14 protein-coding genes, 7 tRNA genes, 1 riboswitch and 1 other annotated feature are annotated in these 17,674 nt (G+C 35.5%); of the genes, 16 read left to right on the top strand and 5 right to left on the bottom strand.

The genetic code is table 11. From position 1 onward, the window contains the following. From JUD45_RS06655 to JUD45_RS06615, 9 genes are all read left to right on the top strand, one after another. Positions 1-73: transfer RNA gene (locus JUD45_RS06655), tRNA-Phe, on the top strand. 5 nt (positions 74-78) lie between these two features. Then, positions 79-164, top strand: a tRNA-Tyr gene (locus JUD45_RS06650). 1 nt (position 165) lies between these two features. Continuing rightward, positions 166-236: transfer RNA gene (locus JUD45_RS06645), tRNA-Trp, on the top strand. A 14-nt stretch (positions 237-250) separates the two neighbouring features. After that, a tRNA-His gene (locus tag JUD45_RS06640) sits at positions 251-323 on the top strand. Positions 324-332: 9 nt separating this feature from the next. After that, positions 333-404 (top strand) — tRNA-Gln (locus JUD45_RS06635). 18 nt (positions 405-422) lie between these two features. Next, positions 423-493 (top strand) — tRNA-Cys (locus JUD45_RS06630). A gap of 21 nt (positions 494-514) precedes the next feature. After that, a tRNA-Leu gene (locus JUD45_RS06625) sits at positions 515-598 on the top strand. Positions 599-683: 85 nt separating this feature from the next. Then, positions 684-769, top strand: a riboswitch (SMK box riboswitch). Then, positions 767-1,954 (top strand): methionine adenosyltransferase, encoded by a 1,188-nt coding sequence (metK, locus tag JUD45_RS06620; RefSeq protein WP_203619884.1) that lies wholly within the window; start codon positions 767-769, stop codon positions 1,952-1,954. (Overlaps the previous riboswitch by 3 nt.) A 75-nt stretch (positions 1,955-2,029) precedes the next feature. Further along, positions 2,030-3,499 carry an MDR family MFS transporter gene (locus JUD45_RS06615; RefSeq protein WP_187155443.1) on the top strand — a complete coding sequence of 490 codons (1,470 nt, stop codon included), beginning with the start codon at positions 2,030-2,032 and terminating at the stop codon, positions 3,497-3,499. Between the two features lie 20 nt (positions 3,500-3,519). Here the strand turns inward: JUD45_RS06615 and mnmM are convergent, their stop codons facing one another. Then, entirely contained in the window at positions 3,520-4,086 is a 567-nt protein-coding gene (gene mnmM, locus JUD45_RS06610; protein ID WP_138726419.1) for a tRNA 5-(aminomethyl)-2-thiouridylate-methyltransferase MnmM, read from the bottom strand. 109 nt (positions 4,087-4,195) lie between these two features. Beyond that, positions 4,196-4,403, top strand: a binding site (T-box leader). A gap of 56 nt (positions 4,404-4,459) precedes the next feature. Here mnmM and leuS point away from each other — a divergent pair. From leuS to JUD45_RS06595, 4 genes are all read left to right on the top strand, one after another. Beyond that, positions 4,460-6,877, top strand: coding sequence for a leucine--tRNA ligase (leuS, locus tag JUD45_RS06605; RefSeq protein ID WP_203619883.1), 2,418 nt, complete (start codon positions 4,460-4,462; stop codon positions 6,875-6,877). Between the two features lie 127 nt (positions 6,878-7,004). After that, positions 7,005-8,657, top strand: a complete 1,653-nt coding sequence (locus tag JUD45_RS06600; protein WP_138726421.1) for a putative polysaccharide biosynthesis protein — start codon at positions 7,005-7,007, stop codon at positions 8,655-8,657. Between the two features lie 23 nt (positions 8,658-8,680). Next, a complete protein-coding gene (locus tag JUD45_RS07060; RefSeq protein WP_236018499.1) occupies positions 8,681-8,857 on the top strand; it encodes a hypothetical protein in 177 nt (58 codons plus the stop codon). After that, positions 8,782-9,333, top strand: a complete 552-nt coding sequence (locus JUD45_RS06595; RefSeq protein ID WP_308438519.1) for a YoaK family protein — start codon at positions 8,782-8,784, stop codon at positions 9,331-9,333. Before JUD45_RS07060 ends, JUD45_RS06595 begins: the two co-directional genes overlap by 76 nt. A gap of 13 nt (positions 9,334-9,346) precedes the next feature. Here the strand turns inward: JUD45_RS06595 and JUD45_RS06590 are convergent, their stop codons facing one another. Beyond that, positions 9,347-10,183, bottom strand: coding sequence for an NAD(P)H-hydrate dehydratase (locus tag JUD45_RS06590; protein WP_138726423.1), 837 nt, complete (start codon positions 10,181-10,183; stop codon positions 9,347-9,349). Between the two features lie 114 nt (positions 10,184-10,297). Here JUD45_RS06590 and pepV point away from each other — a divergent pair, with 114 nt between their 5' ends. Then, positions 10,298-11,713, top strand: coding sequence for a dipeptidase PepV (gene pepV / locus JUD45_RS06585; RefSeq protein ID WP_138726424.1), 1,416 nt, complete (start codon positions 10,298-10,300; stop codon positions 11,711-11,713). Positions 11,714-11,752: 39 nt separating this feature from the next. On the opposite strand, the gene JUD45_RS06580 is transcribed toward pepV, so the two are convergent. Then, a complete protein-coding gene (locus JUD45_RS06580; RefSeq protein WP_138726425.1) occupies positions 11,753-12,385 on the bottom strand; it encodes a deoxynucleoside kinase in 633 nt (210 codons plus the stop codon). A 105-nt stretch (positions 12,386-12,490) separates the two neighbouring features. Next, the gene (gene mscL, locus JUD45_RS06575) at positions 12,491-12,862 is read right to left on the bottom strand and encodes a large-conductance mechanosensitive channel protein MscL (RefSeq protein ID WP_138726426.1); all 372 of its coding nucleotides are present in this window, start codon (positions 12,860-12,862) and stop codon (positions 12,491-12,493) included. Positions 12,863-12,988: 126 nt separating this feature from the next. Between mscL and JUD45_RS06570 the strand changes: the two genes are divergently transcribed. After that, complete coding sequence (locus JUD45_RS06570; RefSeq protein WP_203619882.1) at positions 12,989-14,773, top strand: S53 family peptidase; 1,785 nt, start codon at positions 12,989-12,991, stop codon at positions 14,771-14,773. Between the two features lie 40 nt (positions 14,774-14,813). Here the strand turns inward: JUD45_RS06570 and JUD45_RS06565 are convergent, their stop codons facing one another. Next, complete coding sequence (locus tag JUD45_RS06565) at positions 14,814-15,152, bottom strand: hypothetical protein (RefSeq protein WP_138726428.1); 339 nt, start codon at positions 15,150-15,152, stop codon at positions 14,814-14,816. A gap of 177 nt (positions 15,153-15,329) precedes the next feature. Here JUD45_RS06565 and JUD45_RS06560 point away from each other — a divergent pair, with 177 nt between their 5' ends. Then, a complete protein-coding gene (locus JUD45_RS06560) occupies positions 15,330-17,591 on the top strand; it encodes an ATP-binding cassette domain-containing protein (protein WP_203619881.1) in 2,262 nt (753 codons plus the stop codon). Positions 17,592-17,674 lie beyond the last annotated feature (83 nt).

Genomic DNA, 17,674 nt, shown 5'->3' with positions numbered 1-17,674 from the left:
GGCTCGGTAGCTCAGTTGGTAGAGCAACGGATTGAAGCTCCGTGTGTCGGCAGTTCGATTCTGTCCCGCGCCATTTATGGAGGGGTAGCGAAGTCTGGCTAAACGCGGCGGACTGTAAATCCGCTCCTTCGGGTTCGGTGGTTCGAATCCACTCCCCTCCACCATAGGGATATAGTATAATGGTAGTACAACGGTCTCCAAAACCGTTGGTGCGGGTTCAACTCCTGCTATCCCTGTTAATGTTGCTATGGCGGTAGTGGTGAAGTGGTTAACACATCGGATTGTGGTTCCGACACGCGTGGGTTCGATTCCCACCTACCGCCCTTTTTAATTGGGCTATAGCCAAGTGGTAAGGCACTGGACTTTGACTCCATTATGCGCTGGTTCGAATCCAGCTAGCCCAGTTGAATTCGAACTAAAATGGCGGTATAGCCAAGTGGTAAGGCAGAGGTCTGCAAAACCTTTATCATCGGTTCAAATCCGATTACCGCCTTTGGCTTCATTTTAATATTATGCCGGAGTGGCGGAATTGGCAGACGCGTTGGACTCAAAATCCAGTGATCGCAAGATCGTGTGGGTTCGAACCCCACCTCCGGTACTAATTAAAAAAAGACTATCCGAAAGGGTAGTTTTTTTTGTATTTGTGATTACTTTAAAAAATATTAAAGTTATGATATTATTTTAAGAGTTATAAGCGTATTCCCGATAGGATTCACCTTGATAGTGAAGATGCCTTGTAACCAAATTAATAGGGGGAATCATTAAAATGCAAGAAAGACATTTGTTTACATCAGAATCTGTTTCAGAAGGACATCCAGATAAAATTGCTGATCAAATTAGTGACGCGATTTTGGATGAAATGTTAAAACAAGATCCTGATTCCAGAGTTGCTTGTGAATGTTCAGTAACTACTGGTTTAGTATTAGTTTTTGGTGAAATTACAACCAAAGCATACGTTAACATTCAAAAAATTGTTAGAGAAACTATCAAAGAAATTGGTTACGATAATGACCAATATGGTTTTGATGGTAATACCTGTGCAGTATTAGTTGCCATTGATGAACAATCACCTGATATTGCCCAAGGGGTTGATGATTCTCTAGAAACTCGTGACAGTAGTGAAGATGCTCTAGATAAAATCGGGGCAGGTGACCAAGGTTTAATGTTTGGTTACGCTGTTGACGAAACACCTGAATTAATGCCACTACCAATTTCTCTAAGTCATAAATTAATGAGAAGAATTGCTGACTTAAGAAAAGATGGCACAATTTCATACTTAAGACCAGATGCTAAGGCCGAAGTAACTGTTGAATACGATGACAACAATAAACCAGTTGCTGTTGAAACTGTTGTTTTAAGTACTCAACATGATCCAGATGTTACTTTAGAACAAATCAGAAAAGATGTTATCGAACAAGTAATCAAGGCTGTTATTCCAGCAGAATTACTAAATGAAAACACCAAATTCTTCATTAATCCTACTGGACGTTTCGTAATTGGTGGACCTCAAGGTGACGCCGGTTTAACTGGTAGAAAAATTATTGTTGATACTTACGGGGGAGCTGCTCACCACGGTGGTGGTGCATTCTCTGGTAAGGATGCTACTAAGGTTGATAGATCAGCAAGTTATGCTGCTAGATACATTGCTAAGAACATCGTTGCTGCTAAGTTGGCTACTCGTATTGAAGTACAAGTTGCTTATGCTATCGGTGTTGCAAAGCCTGTTTCAATTTCTGTAAATACTTTTGGTACAGCTATTGTTTCAGAAAATGACCTAATTAAAGCAATTAGAGAAATTTTTGACTTAAGACCAGCTGGTATTATTAAGATGCTTGACCTAAAGCGTCCTATTTATAAGAAAACTGCCGCTTACGGTCATTTTGGTAGAACTGATGTTGATTTACCTTGGGAACACACTGACAAGGTTGAAGAACTACAAAATTTCTTTAAATAATATATCTTAAAACGATAAAGACGATTTATTTGTAGAAAATTACTTATAAATCGTTTTTATTTTGATGGAGGAACAATGAGTATTAATACGCAAAAGAACAATGTTTTATTAGTTACCATATCATTGTTTATCGCTACATTTATGAGTGCCGTTGAAGGAACAATTGTATCAACTGCTATGCCCACAATTGTAGGGGATTTACATGGTGTTTCAATTATGAACTGGGTGTTCTCGGTTTACTTACTTACCAACGCTATTTCGACTCCAATCTATGGAAAACTATCAGATCAATTTGGTAGAAAAAAGATTTTTATCTTTGGAATTGGGATTTTCCTAATCGGATCAATTTTCTCTGGAATGTCTAATTCAATGACAACATTGATTATTTGGCGAGCAATTCAAGGGGTCGGTGCTGGTGTAATCATGCCATTATCCTACACGATTGTTGCTGATATCTATTCAGACGAGAATAGGGGTAAAATATTAGGATTAAACGGTGCTATTTGGGGCATTGCTTCCATTTTGGCACCTTTAATCGGTGGATTTTTAGTTGATAGTCTTAGTTGGCACTGGGTTTTCTTTTTAAACTTACCACTAGGAATCATTGCTTTAATTATTTTTATCATGAGTTTTCATGAAAAGCACGTTGTGGTTAAGCAATCAATTGATTATCTAGGAATGGTTTATCTATCACTATTATTACTATCATTGATGTACATCATCCAATTGATTAGTGATGTATCAGATAACTGGCAACCAATATCATATTGTATTTTCTTCTCAATATTATTGTTAATCTTATTTGTAAGAAAAGAACACTGTGCTGAGAACCCAATCATTCCAATGAAGTTATTGAAAAACAGAACGTTTGTTATTCAAAACATTATTGCCTTTTTAATTAGTGGTTTCTTGATGGGATTAGAGGTTTATCTTCCAGTTTGGACACAAGGAATCTTCGGATACCCAGCAACACTTTCTGGATTAGCCATTACACCGACTTCAATTCTTTGGATCTTTGGTGCATTTGTATCAGGGTGGTTATTATCTAGAATGAAGGCATTCTACGCTACAATGTTTGGTTTATTCTTTATTTTAGTTGCAGCCATTTGGGTAGTATTACTTCCATTTACCGTTTCATTTGCTTGGTTCTTTGCCATCGCAGCAATTTGTGGAATTGGTTTTGGAATCACTATTACAAATGGGACAGTTATCTCACAAAATAGTGTTGAAAAATCAGACGTTGGTGTCGCAACATCCTTCAATACATTATGTCGAATCTTTGGTCAAACTTTGATTGTTGCAGTATTAGGAATTGTGATGAATAGACAATTAACTATTGGCATTCTTCATACTGATGGTGCCAAAATGGATATGATTAATAAAATTGTTAATGTTAAAACTGCTCATTTAGTTCCTGCTAAGCTAGTGGAACCATTAAGAAATGTAATTTACGATTCATTACACAAAGTATTTTGGGTATGCTTATTTATCGTTATTTTTGCGGTAATTGTTAATTTATATGATCGTATTTTAGCTAAAAAGTAAAATAAAAATGCCAACTTTGATTAGTTGGCATTTTTTTGTATTGCTAATAGGATAGGTGGACAGTGAACTTGATTAATGAATTGATATTGCATTACTGAAAATTCTTTTTGATTTAAACTTTGCGCATATTCTATAACGGCATGTTTTTCTTGTGGTCCGCCAACGTGTCCATAGTACAAAACCAAGACAACGATTCCGTTAATTTTCAGTTTGTTTAGGCATGCTTTGATAGCGGTAAGCGTGGTGTCAGGTTTAGTGATGATATCTTTATTGCTTCCGGGAAGATATCCAAGGTTAAAGATGGCTGCATTAATTGGTCCATCAACTAATTTTTCAATATTTTCATGACCGGTATTAAAAAGACTGACATTACTACTTAAATTTTTGTCATCTAATCTTTGTTTAGTGTATTTAATTGCTTCTTCTTGTACATCAAAGCCATATACTTTTCCTTTTTGACCAACCAATTCTGATAAAAATTCAGTATCATTTCCTTTTCCAACGGTTGCATCAATTACGGTGTCGCCTTTTTGTACCAATTGAGATAATAGTGTATGACTGTATCTAACTGATGGTTGAATTTTCATTATTTAATTGCTCCTTAATTAATAGCTATCAATAATTCTAACACATTTGATAATTGTCCTTGATTTTAATTCTGTAGACTGGTATATTTAAAATAATTAAATTACCGAATAGAAATTGTTGATACGAGGTAGTAGATTAGCGTTGCTTTTCAGAAACTAAATGGCTGCTGTGAATTTAGACCAATGCTAATTGAACTAGTCGTAGAGATCTTGACTGAATCTAAGTAGGTTAAGACGTTTTCCGCGTTAAGGACTTGAGATGTATCTATATTTTTATAGATAAACTTAGGTGGTACCGCGGAATTTTCGTCCTATAGGCTTTATAGCTTATAGGGCTTTTTTTATTCGATAACTGATTAAAGGAGGAATTTTTATGGCTTATAATCACAAAGATGTTGAAAAGAAATGGCAAAAATATTGGGAAAACAATGAAACTTTTAAAACAACAAATGATGAAAATAAAGAAAATTACTATGCTCTAGATATGTTCCCATATCCTTCTGGTCAAGGACTTCACGTAGGACATCCTGAAGGATACACTGCAACTGATATCATGGCTAGATTTAAGAGAATGCAAGGAAAGAACGTATTACATCCAATTGGATTTGACGCATTCGGTTTACCTGCAGAACAATACGCATTGAAGACAGGTAACCATCCTGGTTCATTTACTCAAAAGAACATCGAACACTTTAGAGAACAAATTAAGTCATTAGGTTTCTCATACGACTGGGACAGAGAAGTTGATACTACTGATCCTAAGTACTACAAGTGGACTCAATGGATTTTCGAACAACTATACAAAAAAGGTTTAGCTTACGAAGATGAAATAGAAGTTAACTGGGCTCCAGACTTTATGGGTGGAACCGTTGTTGCTAACGAAGAAGTTATCGATGGTAAGACTGAACGTGGTGGATACCCTGTATACCGTGTACCAATGAAACAATGGGTATTAAAGATTACCGCATATGCTGATCGTTTAATTGACGATTTAGATGATCTAGACTGGCCAGAAAGCATTAAAGAAATGCAAAGAAACTGGATTGGTCGTTCAAAGGGTGCTAGCGTATTCTTTGGTGTTAAAGATCATGACGAAAAAATTGAAGTCTTCACAACTAGACCTGATACTTTATTTGGTGCTGGATACATCGTTTTAGCACCAGACCATGATTTAGTAGACAAGATTGCTACTGATGATAACAAAGAAGCAATTGAAGCTTACCGCAAGAAAGTTGCTACTAAGTCTGATTTAGAACGTACTGATTTAAACAAAGATAAATCTGGTGTATTTACCGGAGCTTACGGAATTAACCCCGTAAATGGTGAACAAATTCCAATTTGGATTGGTGACTACGTTCTTTCATCATACGGAACAGGTGCTATTATGGCCGTTCCAGCACATGATGACCGTGATTATGAATTTGCCAAGAAATTCGACCTTCCTATCAAACCAGTTATCGAAGGTGGCGACACTGAAAAAGAAGCATACACTGGTGACGGTGTGCACATCAACTCTGATTTCTTAGATGGCATGAACAAAAAGGATGCTATTGATGCAATCGTAAAATGGTTAGAAGATAACAAAGCAGGTCATGCTAAGACTAACTACCGTTTAAGAGACTGGATTTTCTCACGTCAAAGATACTGGGGTGAACCAATCCCTGTTATTCATTGGGAAGATGGCGAAACTGGTTTAGTACCAGAAGACGAACTTCCATTGGTATTACCTGAAACAGATAACATTGAACCATCAGGTACAGGTGAATCACCATTAGCTAACATCGACGATTGGGTTAATGTTGTTGATGAAAATGGTCGTAAGGGTAAACGTGAAACTAACACTATGCCACAATGGGCTGGAAGTTCATGGTACTACTTAAGATACATTGATCCACACAACGATAAGATGATTGCAGACCCTGAATTATTAAAGAAATGGCTACCAGTTGACCTATACATTGGTGGTGCAGAACATGCCGTTCTTCACTTACTATATGCTCGTTTCTGGCACAAAGTTCTTTATGATTTAGGTGTTGTACCAACTAAGGAACCATTCCACAAGTTAGTTAACCAAGGAATGATTTTGGGTACTAACCACGAAAAGATGTCTAAATCAAAGGGTAACGTTGTTAATCCTGACGATATCGTTGAAGAATACGGTGCAGATACTTTGAGACTATATGAAATGTTCATGGGTCCATTGACTGAATCAAAACCATGGAGTACTGAAGGTATTAATGGTGCCAACAGATGGGTTAACCGTGTTTGGAGACTAATGATTGATGACGATGATAAACTTCGTGATCGTATCACAACTGTAAATGATCATAAATTAGATAAGATTTACAACCAAACTGTTAAGAAGGTAACTGATGATTACGAAAACCTTCGTTTCAACGTTGCTATTTCAAGCATGATGGTATTTATTAACGAATGCTACAAGCAAGATAGTTTATTCTTAGACTACATGGAAGGATTCGTAAAATTAGTTTCACCAATCATTCCACATATGGCTGAAGAACTATGGAGCAAGTTTGGTCATGACGATAGCATTAGTTATGCTAAATGGCCTGAATATGATGAAAGCAAACTAGTTGATGATGAAGTACAAATCGTAGTTCAAGTTAACGGTAAGGTAAGAGCTCACATTAAGGTTGCCGCAGATGCATCTAAGGATGCTACTCAAGAAGCAGCTATGAGTGATGACAAGATTAAGGCAGATATTGAAGGAAAGACAGTTAGAAAGGTAATTGTTGTTCCAGGTAAGATTGTAAATATCGTTGCTAACTAAATAAAAAAGAGTGATAATTTAATGATTATCACTCTTTTTTTGTGTCTAATAGTGGTATGATGTTGATTACGAGTAAAATATTGATTAAAATGAACAAGTTAGAGAAATTTGAAAGTGGGAATGCAACATGCATGAACAAGATAAAAATATGAAAGAAAATTTAGCTCAGGATAAGATGATTGAGGGATCTGCATGGATGACTGCAGGAAGCATCTTATCAAGAATATTGGGAGCAATATACATAATTCCATGGAGAATGATGCTAGGGGTATTATATCTACAAGCTAATTCTTTATATGTTCAAGGATATAACGTTTATAGTTTGATATTGATTATTTCAATTGCCGGAATTCCATCCGCAATTGCAAAGCAGGTTGCTCATTATAATGCTTTAAATGAGTATGGTGTCAGTGTCAGATTATACAAAAGAGGATTGTTGTTATCATTAATTACTGGAATTGTTTGTGCATTAATCCTATTTATCGGTGCTCCAGCATTTGATAATGGTAATCCTGATTTAATACCTGTTATGAGATCATTAGCATGGGCCGTTTTAATTATTCCAACAATGAGTTTAACTCGTGGATATTTCCAAGGATTCCAAGATATGGCTCCTTCAGCAATTTCACAATTTGCAGAACAGCTAATTCGTGTTATTTACATGCTAGTAGCCGTATTCTTTATTATTAAAGTTATGCATGGTAATTGGGTTACTGCGGTTTCTCAATCAACATTTGCAGCATTTATCGGTTCAGTAGCTGGCCTATTAGTTTTGGGATGGTATTACTTAAAACGTCGTCGTTACTACCGTTCACTAGTTAAGAATAGTAATAATAAGATTCGCGTAAATGCTAATAAATTATACGCAGAAATCGTTCAACAAGCGATTCCATTCGTAATCTTAGGTGCCGGAATTTCAATCTTCCAATTGATTGATCAATTTACATTCTTTAAGATTATGCATATTGCTACAAGCGCATCGGATGTAGTGTTGAACCAATTGTATGCGATTTTCGCGGGTAATGCTAATAAGCTAATTATGATTACCATCTCACTTGCTTCAGCAATGGCAATTACAGTTGTTCCATTGTTATCTGAAGCTTACACAAAGGGTGATAAAAGAGAAATTAGTCACCAAATTTCAAGTGGGTTCGTATTGTTCTCATTTGTTATGATTCCTGCAGCGTTAGGGATGACTGCCATTGCCGGTCCTTTAAACCGTTTATTCTACGGAACTGGTAACGGTGCATTGTCAGCTAATGTTTTAGCTTTCTCATCAATTATTTCTATCTGTCTTGGATTATTCACCGTTGTTACTGCGATGATGCAAGGTATCTCACAAAACAAGGTTGCTGTTAAGTACTTTATTTATGGAATAATCGCAAAGGTAATAGCACAATTTCCAATGGTTTACTTCTTCAAGGAATTTGGTCCATTAATCTCATCTGCAATCGGATTCATGGTTGTAAACGGATTAATCATTAATTCATTGGACCGTCAATTCAAGATTAGAAGTGATAAAATGCTTAACCAAATTAACTGGATTGTCCTATTTTCACTTGTGACATATCTTGTTGCTTTAGCTTCTGTATATGCTGGTAATATGGTTGTAGGTCTAGTGATGGATCCTTACACAAGTGTGGGAAGTTTCGTTGTTGTAGTCATTGCAACATTCTTGGGCGGATTTGTTTACGTATATTTGGCATTGAAGAGTAGAATTGCTAATATCGTACTTGGTAGTAAAGCAGACTCAATTAGAAGAAGATTACACATTAAATAAAAACTGAAAGCATGGTATTGACGATGAAAAATAAGGATATATTTACACATCCAACAATTGCAATTCTTTTAGCAATAACCAGTGGTGGAATTGATGCATATACCTTCATCGAACAAGGTGGCGTATTTGCCGGTTTACAACTGGAAATTCAATTTTATTTGGAATTAGTCTGGCTGACCATGACTATACCCAATCATTGAAGTACATTTTTCCAATTATCTTCTTTGCATTAGGAATTGTGATGATCAAGGTAATGCAACGGAAGATGACATCTATCAACAGTCGAAAAGTTTTGATAATGTTATACGAAATTGTAGTCATCTTAGTAGTTGGATTAATAGTTAAAAACGCTTCTCCTGTTTTTATCGTCGGGCTTTTGTCGTTAGTATCGGCAGCCCAATTGCAAGAATTTAAGTTGTTAAAGGGTAATCCGTTTAATCCACTAATGATGACGGGGAATATTAGTAAAATTGCTAATAACGCATACTTGTCACTGGTTGATCATGATAAAAATGCTAGATCATTATTGATTGATACAATTATGGTCATCACAAGTTTCATCTTAGGTACTTTTATCATGGGGATTGTCGATCACTACCTAAATGCTTATTCAGTACTAGTACTAATTGTGCCATTATCATTGGTAATAATTTTTAACTTTATAAATCGTAAATAAAAAAGACAGAATCTTATGATTCTGTCTTTTTTTCATTTGCTTTCATAAATTCAGGGATGTGTTCAATTATTTGAGTAGGAAGAACAACATATTGTTTCTCTGCCAACTTATCCGCAATAGCACTGTGAGCGTATACCGCAGATAGAACAGCATTAGTAGTGTCTGAGAATTGTGCTACGAATCCGGCAACCATTCCGGCTAAAGTATCACCCATGCCACCTGTAGCTTGAGCAGGAGTGCCACCAGGATTGGTCCAAATATCATCATTATGATATACCTTGGTATGATGTGATTTAACAACCACTGTAGCATTTAATTGTTTTACTGCTTTTTGATTATTTTCATCGGTTTGGTCACTAATTTTAATTCCAGATAATCGTTGCCATTCCATTTGATGTGGTGTGAATACAAGTTTTGCATCCGGTAGAGTTAGATTATGGTTAGCAATAAGTGTGATGGCTGAACCATCAATGATTAGTTTTTGTGTTGGTTGAATGTTATTAAAAACAGTCTTTAAGATTGTAAGGCTGTTTTCATCTGTGCCTAAACCAGGACCAATTAAGACAACGTCAAATCCATTAAGCATTGATTTAATGCTATCTAAGTCATTAAAGTCTACGAACATTGCTTCTGGAATGTGGGTATGAAGACTAGAAAGATTGACTGAATCTGTAAAAGTGGTGGTTAATCCCGCACCAGAATAGACACAGGCCTTAGAAGCCATGATAATAGCACCACCAAAGTTATTAGTACCACCAATGATACAAACTCGACCAAAAGTACCTTTATGGCTATTATTTGGACGCTTAATAACGGTGTTATTAACGATGTCAGTTGAAATATCTGTCATATTAATTCCTCCTAACGCTTTATCTTTAGTATATCACTAAATTTTAGGCACTTCATTGATGTGTTTTTAATAGATTATGCTAAAATATATGGGAAGGTAAAGGAGGATTTCAAAATGATTAATTGGGATAAATTAGCTCAAGACTACAAGGAAGATTATCTAAAGGATTTGGCTGACTTAATTTCTATCGATAGTGAAAGAAATGATAACGAGGCTACTGATGAATTTCCTTTAGGACCTGGTCCAGCTAAAGCATTAGTTAAGTACTTAGAAATTGGTAAACGTGACGGTTTCATTGTCAAGAACTTAGATAACCTAGTTGGTTACATAGAATACGGTAGTGGAGATAAGACATTTGCTATTTTAGCCCATGCTGATGTTATGCCAGCCGGTGAAGGATGGGACAGCAATCCATTTGAAATGACGATCAAAGACGGTAAAGTGTTTGGTCGTGGTGCCTCCGACGACAAAGGACCTGGTTTGGCTGCATACTATGGTCTAAAAATGATGAAAGATCAAGGAATTGAACCTAACTGCAAGATTCGATTCATTATTGGTACTGATGAAGAAAGTAACTGGACTGGAATGAAGCATTACTTCAAGTTAGAACCAGAACCTAACTTTGGATTCTCTCCAGATGCTCAATTCCCAGTTATTAATGGTGAAAAGGGTAATACTACATTTGAAACTACTTTTGGTACTGACCAAGAAGACTCAGCTGATTACTACTTAGCAAACTTTGATGCTGGTTTAAGAGAAAACATGGTGCCTAGGGATGCTTTTGCTGATGTTAAGACTGCATTTAAAGATCAAATGGCAGAAGAATTCTCAACATTCATGCAAGATCGAAAACTAGATGGTGGTTCTGAAATTACTGAAGATGGAATCAAATTACACTTAATTGGTAAGTCATCACACGGAATGGAACCAAGAAATGGTGTTAATGGTGGAACATTCCTAGCTAACTTCCTACGCGGCTATGACTTCTCTGGTGATGCTAAGAACTTCATTAAGTTTGTTGCTGAATTCCTACACGGTGATTCTCGTGCAAACAGAATTGGTGCGAACTACACTGATGAAATCATGGGTGACTTAACAATGAATGTTGGTATCTTAAAGTTCAACCCAACTGATGGTGGTTTTGTGAACACTAACTTTAGATATCCAAAGGGTATTAGTGTTGAAACTATTGGTGAACACCTAAGCCAAGCTGCTAAAGTGATGAATGGAACTGTTAAGAACACTGATGACATGGTTCCTCACTATGTTGATCCAAAAGACCCAATCGTAAACAAACTAATCAATGTTTACCGTGAACGTACCGGTAAGACTGAAGCTCAACCACAAGTAGTTGGTGGTGGAACTTATGGTCGTATGATGAAGAGAGGGGTAGCATTCGGTGCTGAATTCCCTTGGACTGTAAACACAATGCACCAAGCTAACGAATACCAAGTTGTAGACGACTTGTTGTTAGCAATGGCAATTTATGGTCAATCAATCTTTGAATTAGGTACATTAGAAGATAACTAAATAAAAAAATCCCAATCAGTAAGATTTGGGATTTTTTTATTATCTGATTTTTTTAAGTTCTTCATCAATCATGTTTAAAACGATGTCGACGTTAGCGTCTTCTGATAGGTCATACTTTTGAAGGTCAATCTTCATCTTAGGACTCTTATCATATTCTTCATACCATTGTTTGTATGCTGACCACATGTGATAGTAATATTCTTTTAACTTAGGATCGTTATCGAATTGTTCATAATCACGGCCACGCATTTTAATTCTGTGTAGAATGGTTTCAAAATCGGTTTCAGCATATACCATTAGGTCTGGAGCTTTTTTAGGAAGTTGATCTAATTCGCCCATCATTTTGTCCAACAATTCTAGGTAAATTTTCAATTCCATGTCTGAAATATTACCTTCAGCATTATTTTGTTTTGTGAAAAGGGCATCTTCGTAGATTGATCTATCTAAGATGTTGTTATCATCTGATAGTGCCTTTTTAATCATTGAAAAACGTTTGTTTAAAAAGTAAATTTGTAATAAGAATCCATATTGTTCTGGATTCTTATAATACAAAGGCAAAACAGGATTTTCACCAACTGGTTCATAGAAGGCTTTAGTGCCTAAATGTTTTGCTATTTTACCGGTTAAGGTTGTTTTACCAACACCAATCATCCCTGCTGTAATTATCACCATATTAACTCCTCATTTTTTGAAATAGTAATAATATTTTATCATATTTTAAAACTTAACTTAATATCAAAAAGAAAAACCCAGGTATAAAAATACCTGGGTTAGTTATTATTTGTTGTTTTTTTGTTCTGAAAGCAAATCACGAATTTCGCCTAATAGCATATCGGTCTTGGTATCCTTAGGAGTAGTATCGCGTTTTGAAACTTTGTTGTAAGTTCTTACAATCAAGAATACAACGAAGGCAACAATCAAGAAGTTAATAACATCGTTGATGAAACTACCGACTCTGAAGTGAGCTGAACCCACTGAGAAGACGATTGATGATAAGTTCATTTGACCCATGAAAATTCCAATTAAAGGATTAATCAAGTTTGAAGTAAATGACTTAACAATGGTTGTGAAAGCTGAACCAATGATTACACCAACTGCTAAATCTAAGACATTACCTTTAGAGATGAATGCTTTGAATTCTTTAAACAAATTGCAAACCTCCTTTCACTAAGTAACTATAATTAATACTAACATAAAAAATTATAAAGAATTGCTTAAATCGCTATACTTAAGATATTTTTAGTAATATTATGAGACTAACAAGGGGGGATACGAGTGAAGTTTAGAAAAACAATCATTGCAACGTTAAGTGCAACAGTTTTGTTAGGTACTGCCTTTAACTATAATGTTGATGCAACAGCTAAGAGAACTGTACATAAAGTAAAAGTTCATAAGAAGGCAAAAGCAAGATCTAGTTCTGCCACTACCAACTTTGCAATTATTTTAAAAACAAGAAGTAATCGCAAGTTGCAAAACTATGTTTTGTCTAAGCATAAAAAATTCTTATCTACCAAGCAGTTTGCTAATCGGTATGGACAAACTAATAGAACTGTTTCAGCTATTCAGAAGTATTTTAAAAAGTATCATATTAGAACTACCAAGTATGCTGGAAATCTTGTATTGAGGGGATATGGAAGTAAATCCAATATCCAAAAAGCACTAAAATATAAGCAGATTAGAGTAAAAGTAAATGGTAAGTTCGTTTACCGACCAAATCATGCTCCAAAGATGAGAGGTAAACTTCAAAAACATGTTAATGGTTATATGGGACTAAGTAATTATGACCATGTTAACAGTAATGCTGCAAAAAAGACTAAGAGTAGTTCAATGAAACGTAGCCCCAAAGATTTTATTAATCGTTATGGAGTAACTTCTTTAAAACAAGCAAAACGTGGCAACAAACATGGCATTGGAATTATCTCATTCGGTGGATTTAAGAACTCTGACATCACGAAATTCTGGAAAAAAGTTGGGGTTCCTTCCAGTATTAAACGTGTGCACGTTTATAAGGATGCCTATGCTTCAATTAAGTCACAAAGTGATGAAACTACAATGGATGTTCAACAAGCAGGTGCAATTGCACCTAAATCTAATATCAACGTTTATGTTTCGCAACCAACCATCTCTGGAATGGTAGAAAGTTTTGCTAGAGCAATTAGTGCTAACAAGTCTGATAGTTTATCATTAAGCTGGGGAATCAGTGAAGCTGAATTACAACAAATGATGAACGAAGGGTTTATTCCTAAGAGTTACAATTCAATTATGAATAGTTTGCTATTACAGGGTGCTGCACAAGGAATTAGTATTTTTAATTCCACCGGTGATAATGGAGCTTATGACGGTATTGAAGGAGGAGTAACTGGATTAACAGTTGAATCTCCTGCATCATCTCCATTCATTACAGCTGTTGGTGCAACAAGTGTACCAATCAATTACAGTGTTAACGGTCATAGGGTTAAAATTGATAAGGAACGTGCATGGTCCAATGATTTCTTATATCCATACTTTAACCAATTAAAGTTATACGACAGTGATCAAAATAGTTTCCTAAGCACTTATTTTGCAGGAACTGGTGGTGGATTCAGTAAGTTTAATCAAACACCTGCATATCAAAGAAACGTTAGTGGTGTAAATAGTTATAACGCTGTTCAATATTGGAATATGGATGGTGGTTATGCAAAACAATATGCAAAGCCTACACAAACATCGTCAACAGCATCGGGTAGAAACTTACCTGATATTGTCGCTAATGGTGATCCACAAACTGGTTATACAGTTCTATATAATAACCATTGGTTTATTGATGGCGGAACAAGTATTGTTGCACCACAGGTAGCTGCTGTAAATGCTTTATTCGCAACTAAAGCAAATCATCGATTTGGATTATGGAACCCACAATTGTATGGTTTCGCAAATAGCAGTAACTCACCATTCAATGTTTTAGATTCTGACAAAGACAATAGTAACTTGTACTACACTGGTCAACCTGGAAAGAAATATAATCAATCTACAGGTTTAGGAACAGTTAATTACAATAAGTTATATCAATTGATGAAATAAAAAAAGCCATCCAAACGAGGATGGCTTTTTTAGTTATTTATTAGTCTAATGGTTCGTTGATTCTTTCAAGCATTTCCTTTGCGATTAAAGCATGCTTTGAGTATTTCTTTAATTGATGGGTGGTAATCTTAGTAGCAGTCATTTTTTCAAATGCAGCACTGTAATCAATTGCAACAGTGTCAGCAGGAATCTTAATTGGTTCTAAGATGCGCTTTTTGAAAGCATCGCATGATTCTTGATATGCTTTTTGTAATCTTTCAACAGTTTCATCATAGCTGTGAGAGATTAAAGACTTTGCAAAACGAAAATCCTTACGGCTATATTTATTGCAAATGAACATTACTAAACCGATCATTTTATCTCTTTTTTCTTCTGCCATAATTTCATCTTCTTTCAATTAGATATCGTGTCTATACTTTCATTATAATATCAAAAATTTATTTTTCTCAAGAAAACAGATTAACTTTATAAATTCTTAATTATTAAACAAGATAAATGAAATCGCTTCTTATAACTACTATAATTGTTCATACAAAGTGAATTCAGGAGGATTGAAATGCCAAATCAAGATTATATCGAGGTTCATAATGCTTTTCAAAACAACTTAAAGCACTTGGATATCAATATCAAGAAACATGCGATTACTGTTTTTACGGGACTATCTGGTGCCGGAAAATCATCACTTGTTTTTGATACGATTGCTGCAAACTCTAGAAGAGAGTTAAACGAAACATTTCCTAGTTTCACACAACAATACTTACCAAAGTATGGAGCTCCTCATGTAGGAAGAATCGACAATCTACCCGTAGCGATTGTGATTCAACAAAAGAAGGTCGGAAAAAATCCACGATCAACACTTGCTACCTACACTGGAATTTATTCCTTATTAAGATTATTGTTCTCAAGAATTGGTAAACCTTGGGTTGGATATTCAGATACATTTTCATTCAACTTACCTCAAGGAATGTGTGATAAGTGTCAGGGGCTAGGATACATTGACCACATTAATCCAGATAAGGTGATTGATTATGATAAGTCATTAAACGAAGGGGCAATTACATTCGTAAGTTTTGGTCCTGGAACATGGCGTTGGAAACGTTATGCATATACTGGCTTATTCGATAATGATAAGAAGATTAAAGACTATTCTGAAAAGGAATTGAATGATTTGTTATATGCACCACAACATCATTTAACTGATGCTCCTAAGGAATGGAAGAAGTCCATTCTATATGAAGGTGTTATTCCAAGAATTAAGCGTTCAATCATTGAAAGTAAGGAAGGAGAACACCACAAGGAAGCCATTCAAGAAATCGTTACTAGAACGGCTTGTGATAAGTGTCATGGTACTAAGTTAAGACCAGAAGTTCTTACTTGTAAGATTAATGGGTATAACATTGCCGATGTCTTACAAATGGATTTAAACCATGTTATTGAATTTCTAGATTCAATTGATGAAAGACTCACTGTTGATTTGTTGAGAGAATTAACTACCAAGATTCAATCATTAATTGATTTAGGATTAGGCTATTTAACATTGGACAGAAGTACTGACACATTGTCAGGTGGAGAAACACAAAGAATTAAGATTGCTAAATACATGAATAGTTCATTATCTGATATGGTTTACATTTTAGATGAACCAAGTGTTGGACTACATCCAGCAGATATTAAACTAATCAGTCATGCATTGAGAAAATTAAAGGATAAGGGAAACACTGTTTTAGTTGTTGAACATAATCCTGAACTAATTCCAATTGCTGACTACGTTGTCGAAATTGGGCCTAAACCAGGTAAAGATGGTGGAAAGATTATGTTTAACGGTAAGTATTCCGACTTACTTAATAGTGACACCATCACTGGTAAGTTATTACAAGAATCACTGGTATTTAAGCAGGCCAAGGATTTCAACGACACCTTAGATTTAAAGGATGTTAACATCCATAATCTAAAGCATGCCAATGTATCAATTCCATTAAACGCTCAAACCGTTATTTCAGGGGTTGCCGGATCCGGTAAGAGTTCATTAATCCAAGCGGTTAAGGATAAACTAAAAACTGGATATATTGACTTAACCCAAGATGCGGTTGGGGTAAACATTCGTTCAACACCAGCTACTTATCTAAATATCCTAGATGATATAAGAAAATTATTTGGGGATGCTAATAAGGTCTCAAGGCAACTATTTAGTTATAACGGAAAAGGTAAGTGTCCACTATGTAAAGGTCGTGGAGTTCAAATTACCAACATGGCTTTCATGGATCCGGTTGTTCAAATATGTGAAAAGTGTCATGGTAAACGTTATAGCGATGAAGCTTTACAATATAAACTAAATGGTCTAGATATCGCTGAAGTATTGAACTTATCAATTAAAGAAGCAATTAAGTTCTTCAGTGACGTTGCCGAAATCCACGACAAACTAGTCAATATGCAAAAAGTTGGTTTGGATTATCTTTCACTTGGTCAATCACTTGATACATTATCAGGTGGGGAAGTTCAAAGATTAAAACTAGCATTACAACTAAACAAGACTGGTACTGTTTACTTGTTAGATGAACCAACGGCCGGTTTGCATATGAAAGATGTTTCAATAATGACTAATTTATTCGATGAATTAGTCCAAAAGGGTAACACCTTAATTATCGTTGAACATAATTTATCTGTAATTAGTAAGTCAGATTGGATGATTGATGTAGGTCCTAAGGCGGGTCGTTATGGTGGTGAAATCCTTTATTCAGGAACACCAAAAGACGCTTTAGATGACCCTAAATCAGTCACAGGAAAAGCAATGAAAGAGTATAACAATGCTCGAAAATAAAAGACGCTTTGACCTGAACCCCTAAAATTGGAAGATGGTTATGCTATTTTCTGGGAGGAATTGATCCGGTATTCAACCGGTGA

Source organism: Apilactobacillus nanyangensis (assembly GCF_016861915.1).
Taxonomy (GTDB): Bacteria; Bacillota; Bacilli; order Lactobacillales; family Lactobacillaceae; genus Apilactobacillus; species Apilactobacillus nanyangensis.
This window is presented reverse-complemented; position numbering and strand designations above follow the sequence as displayed.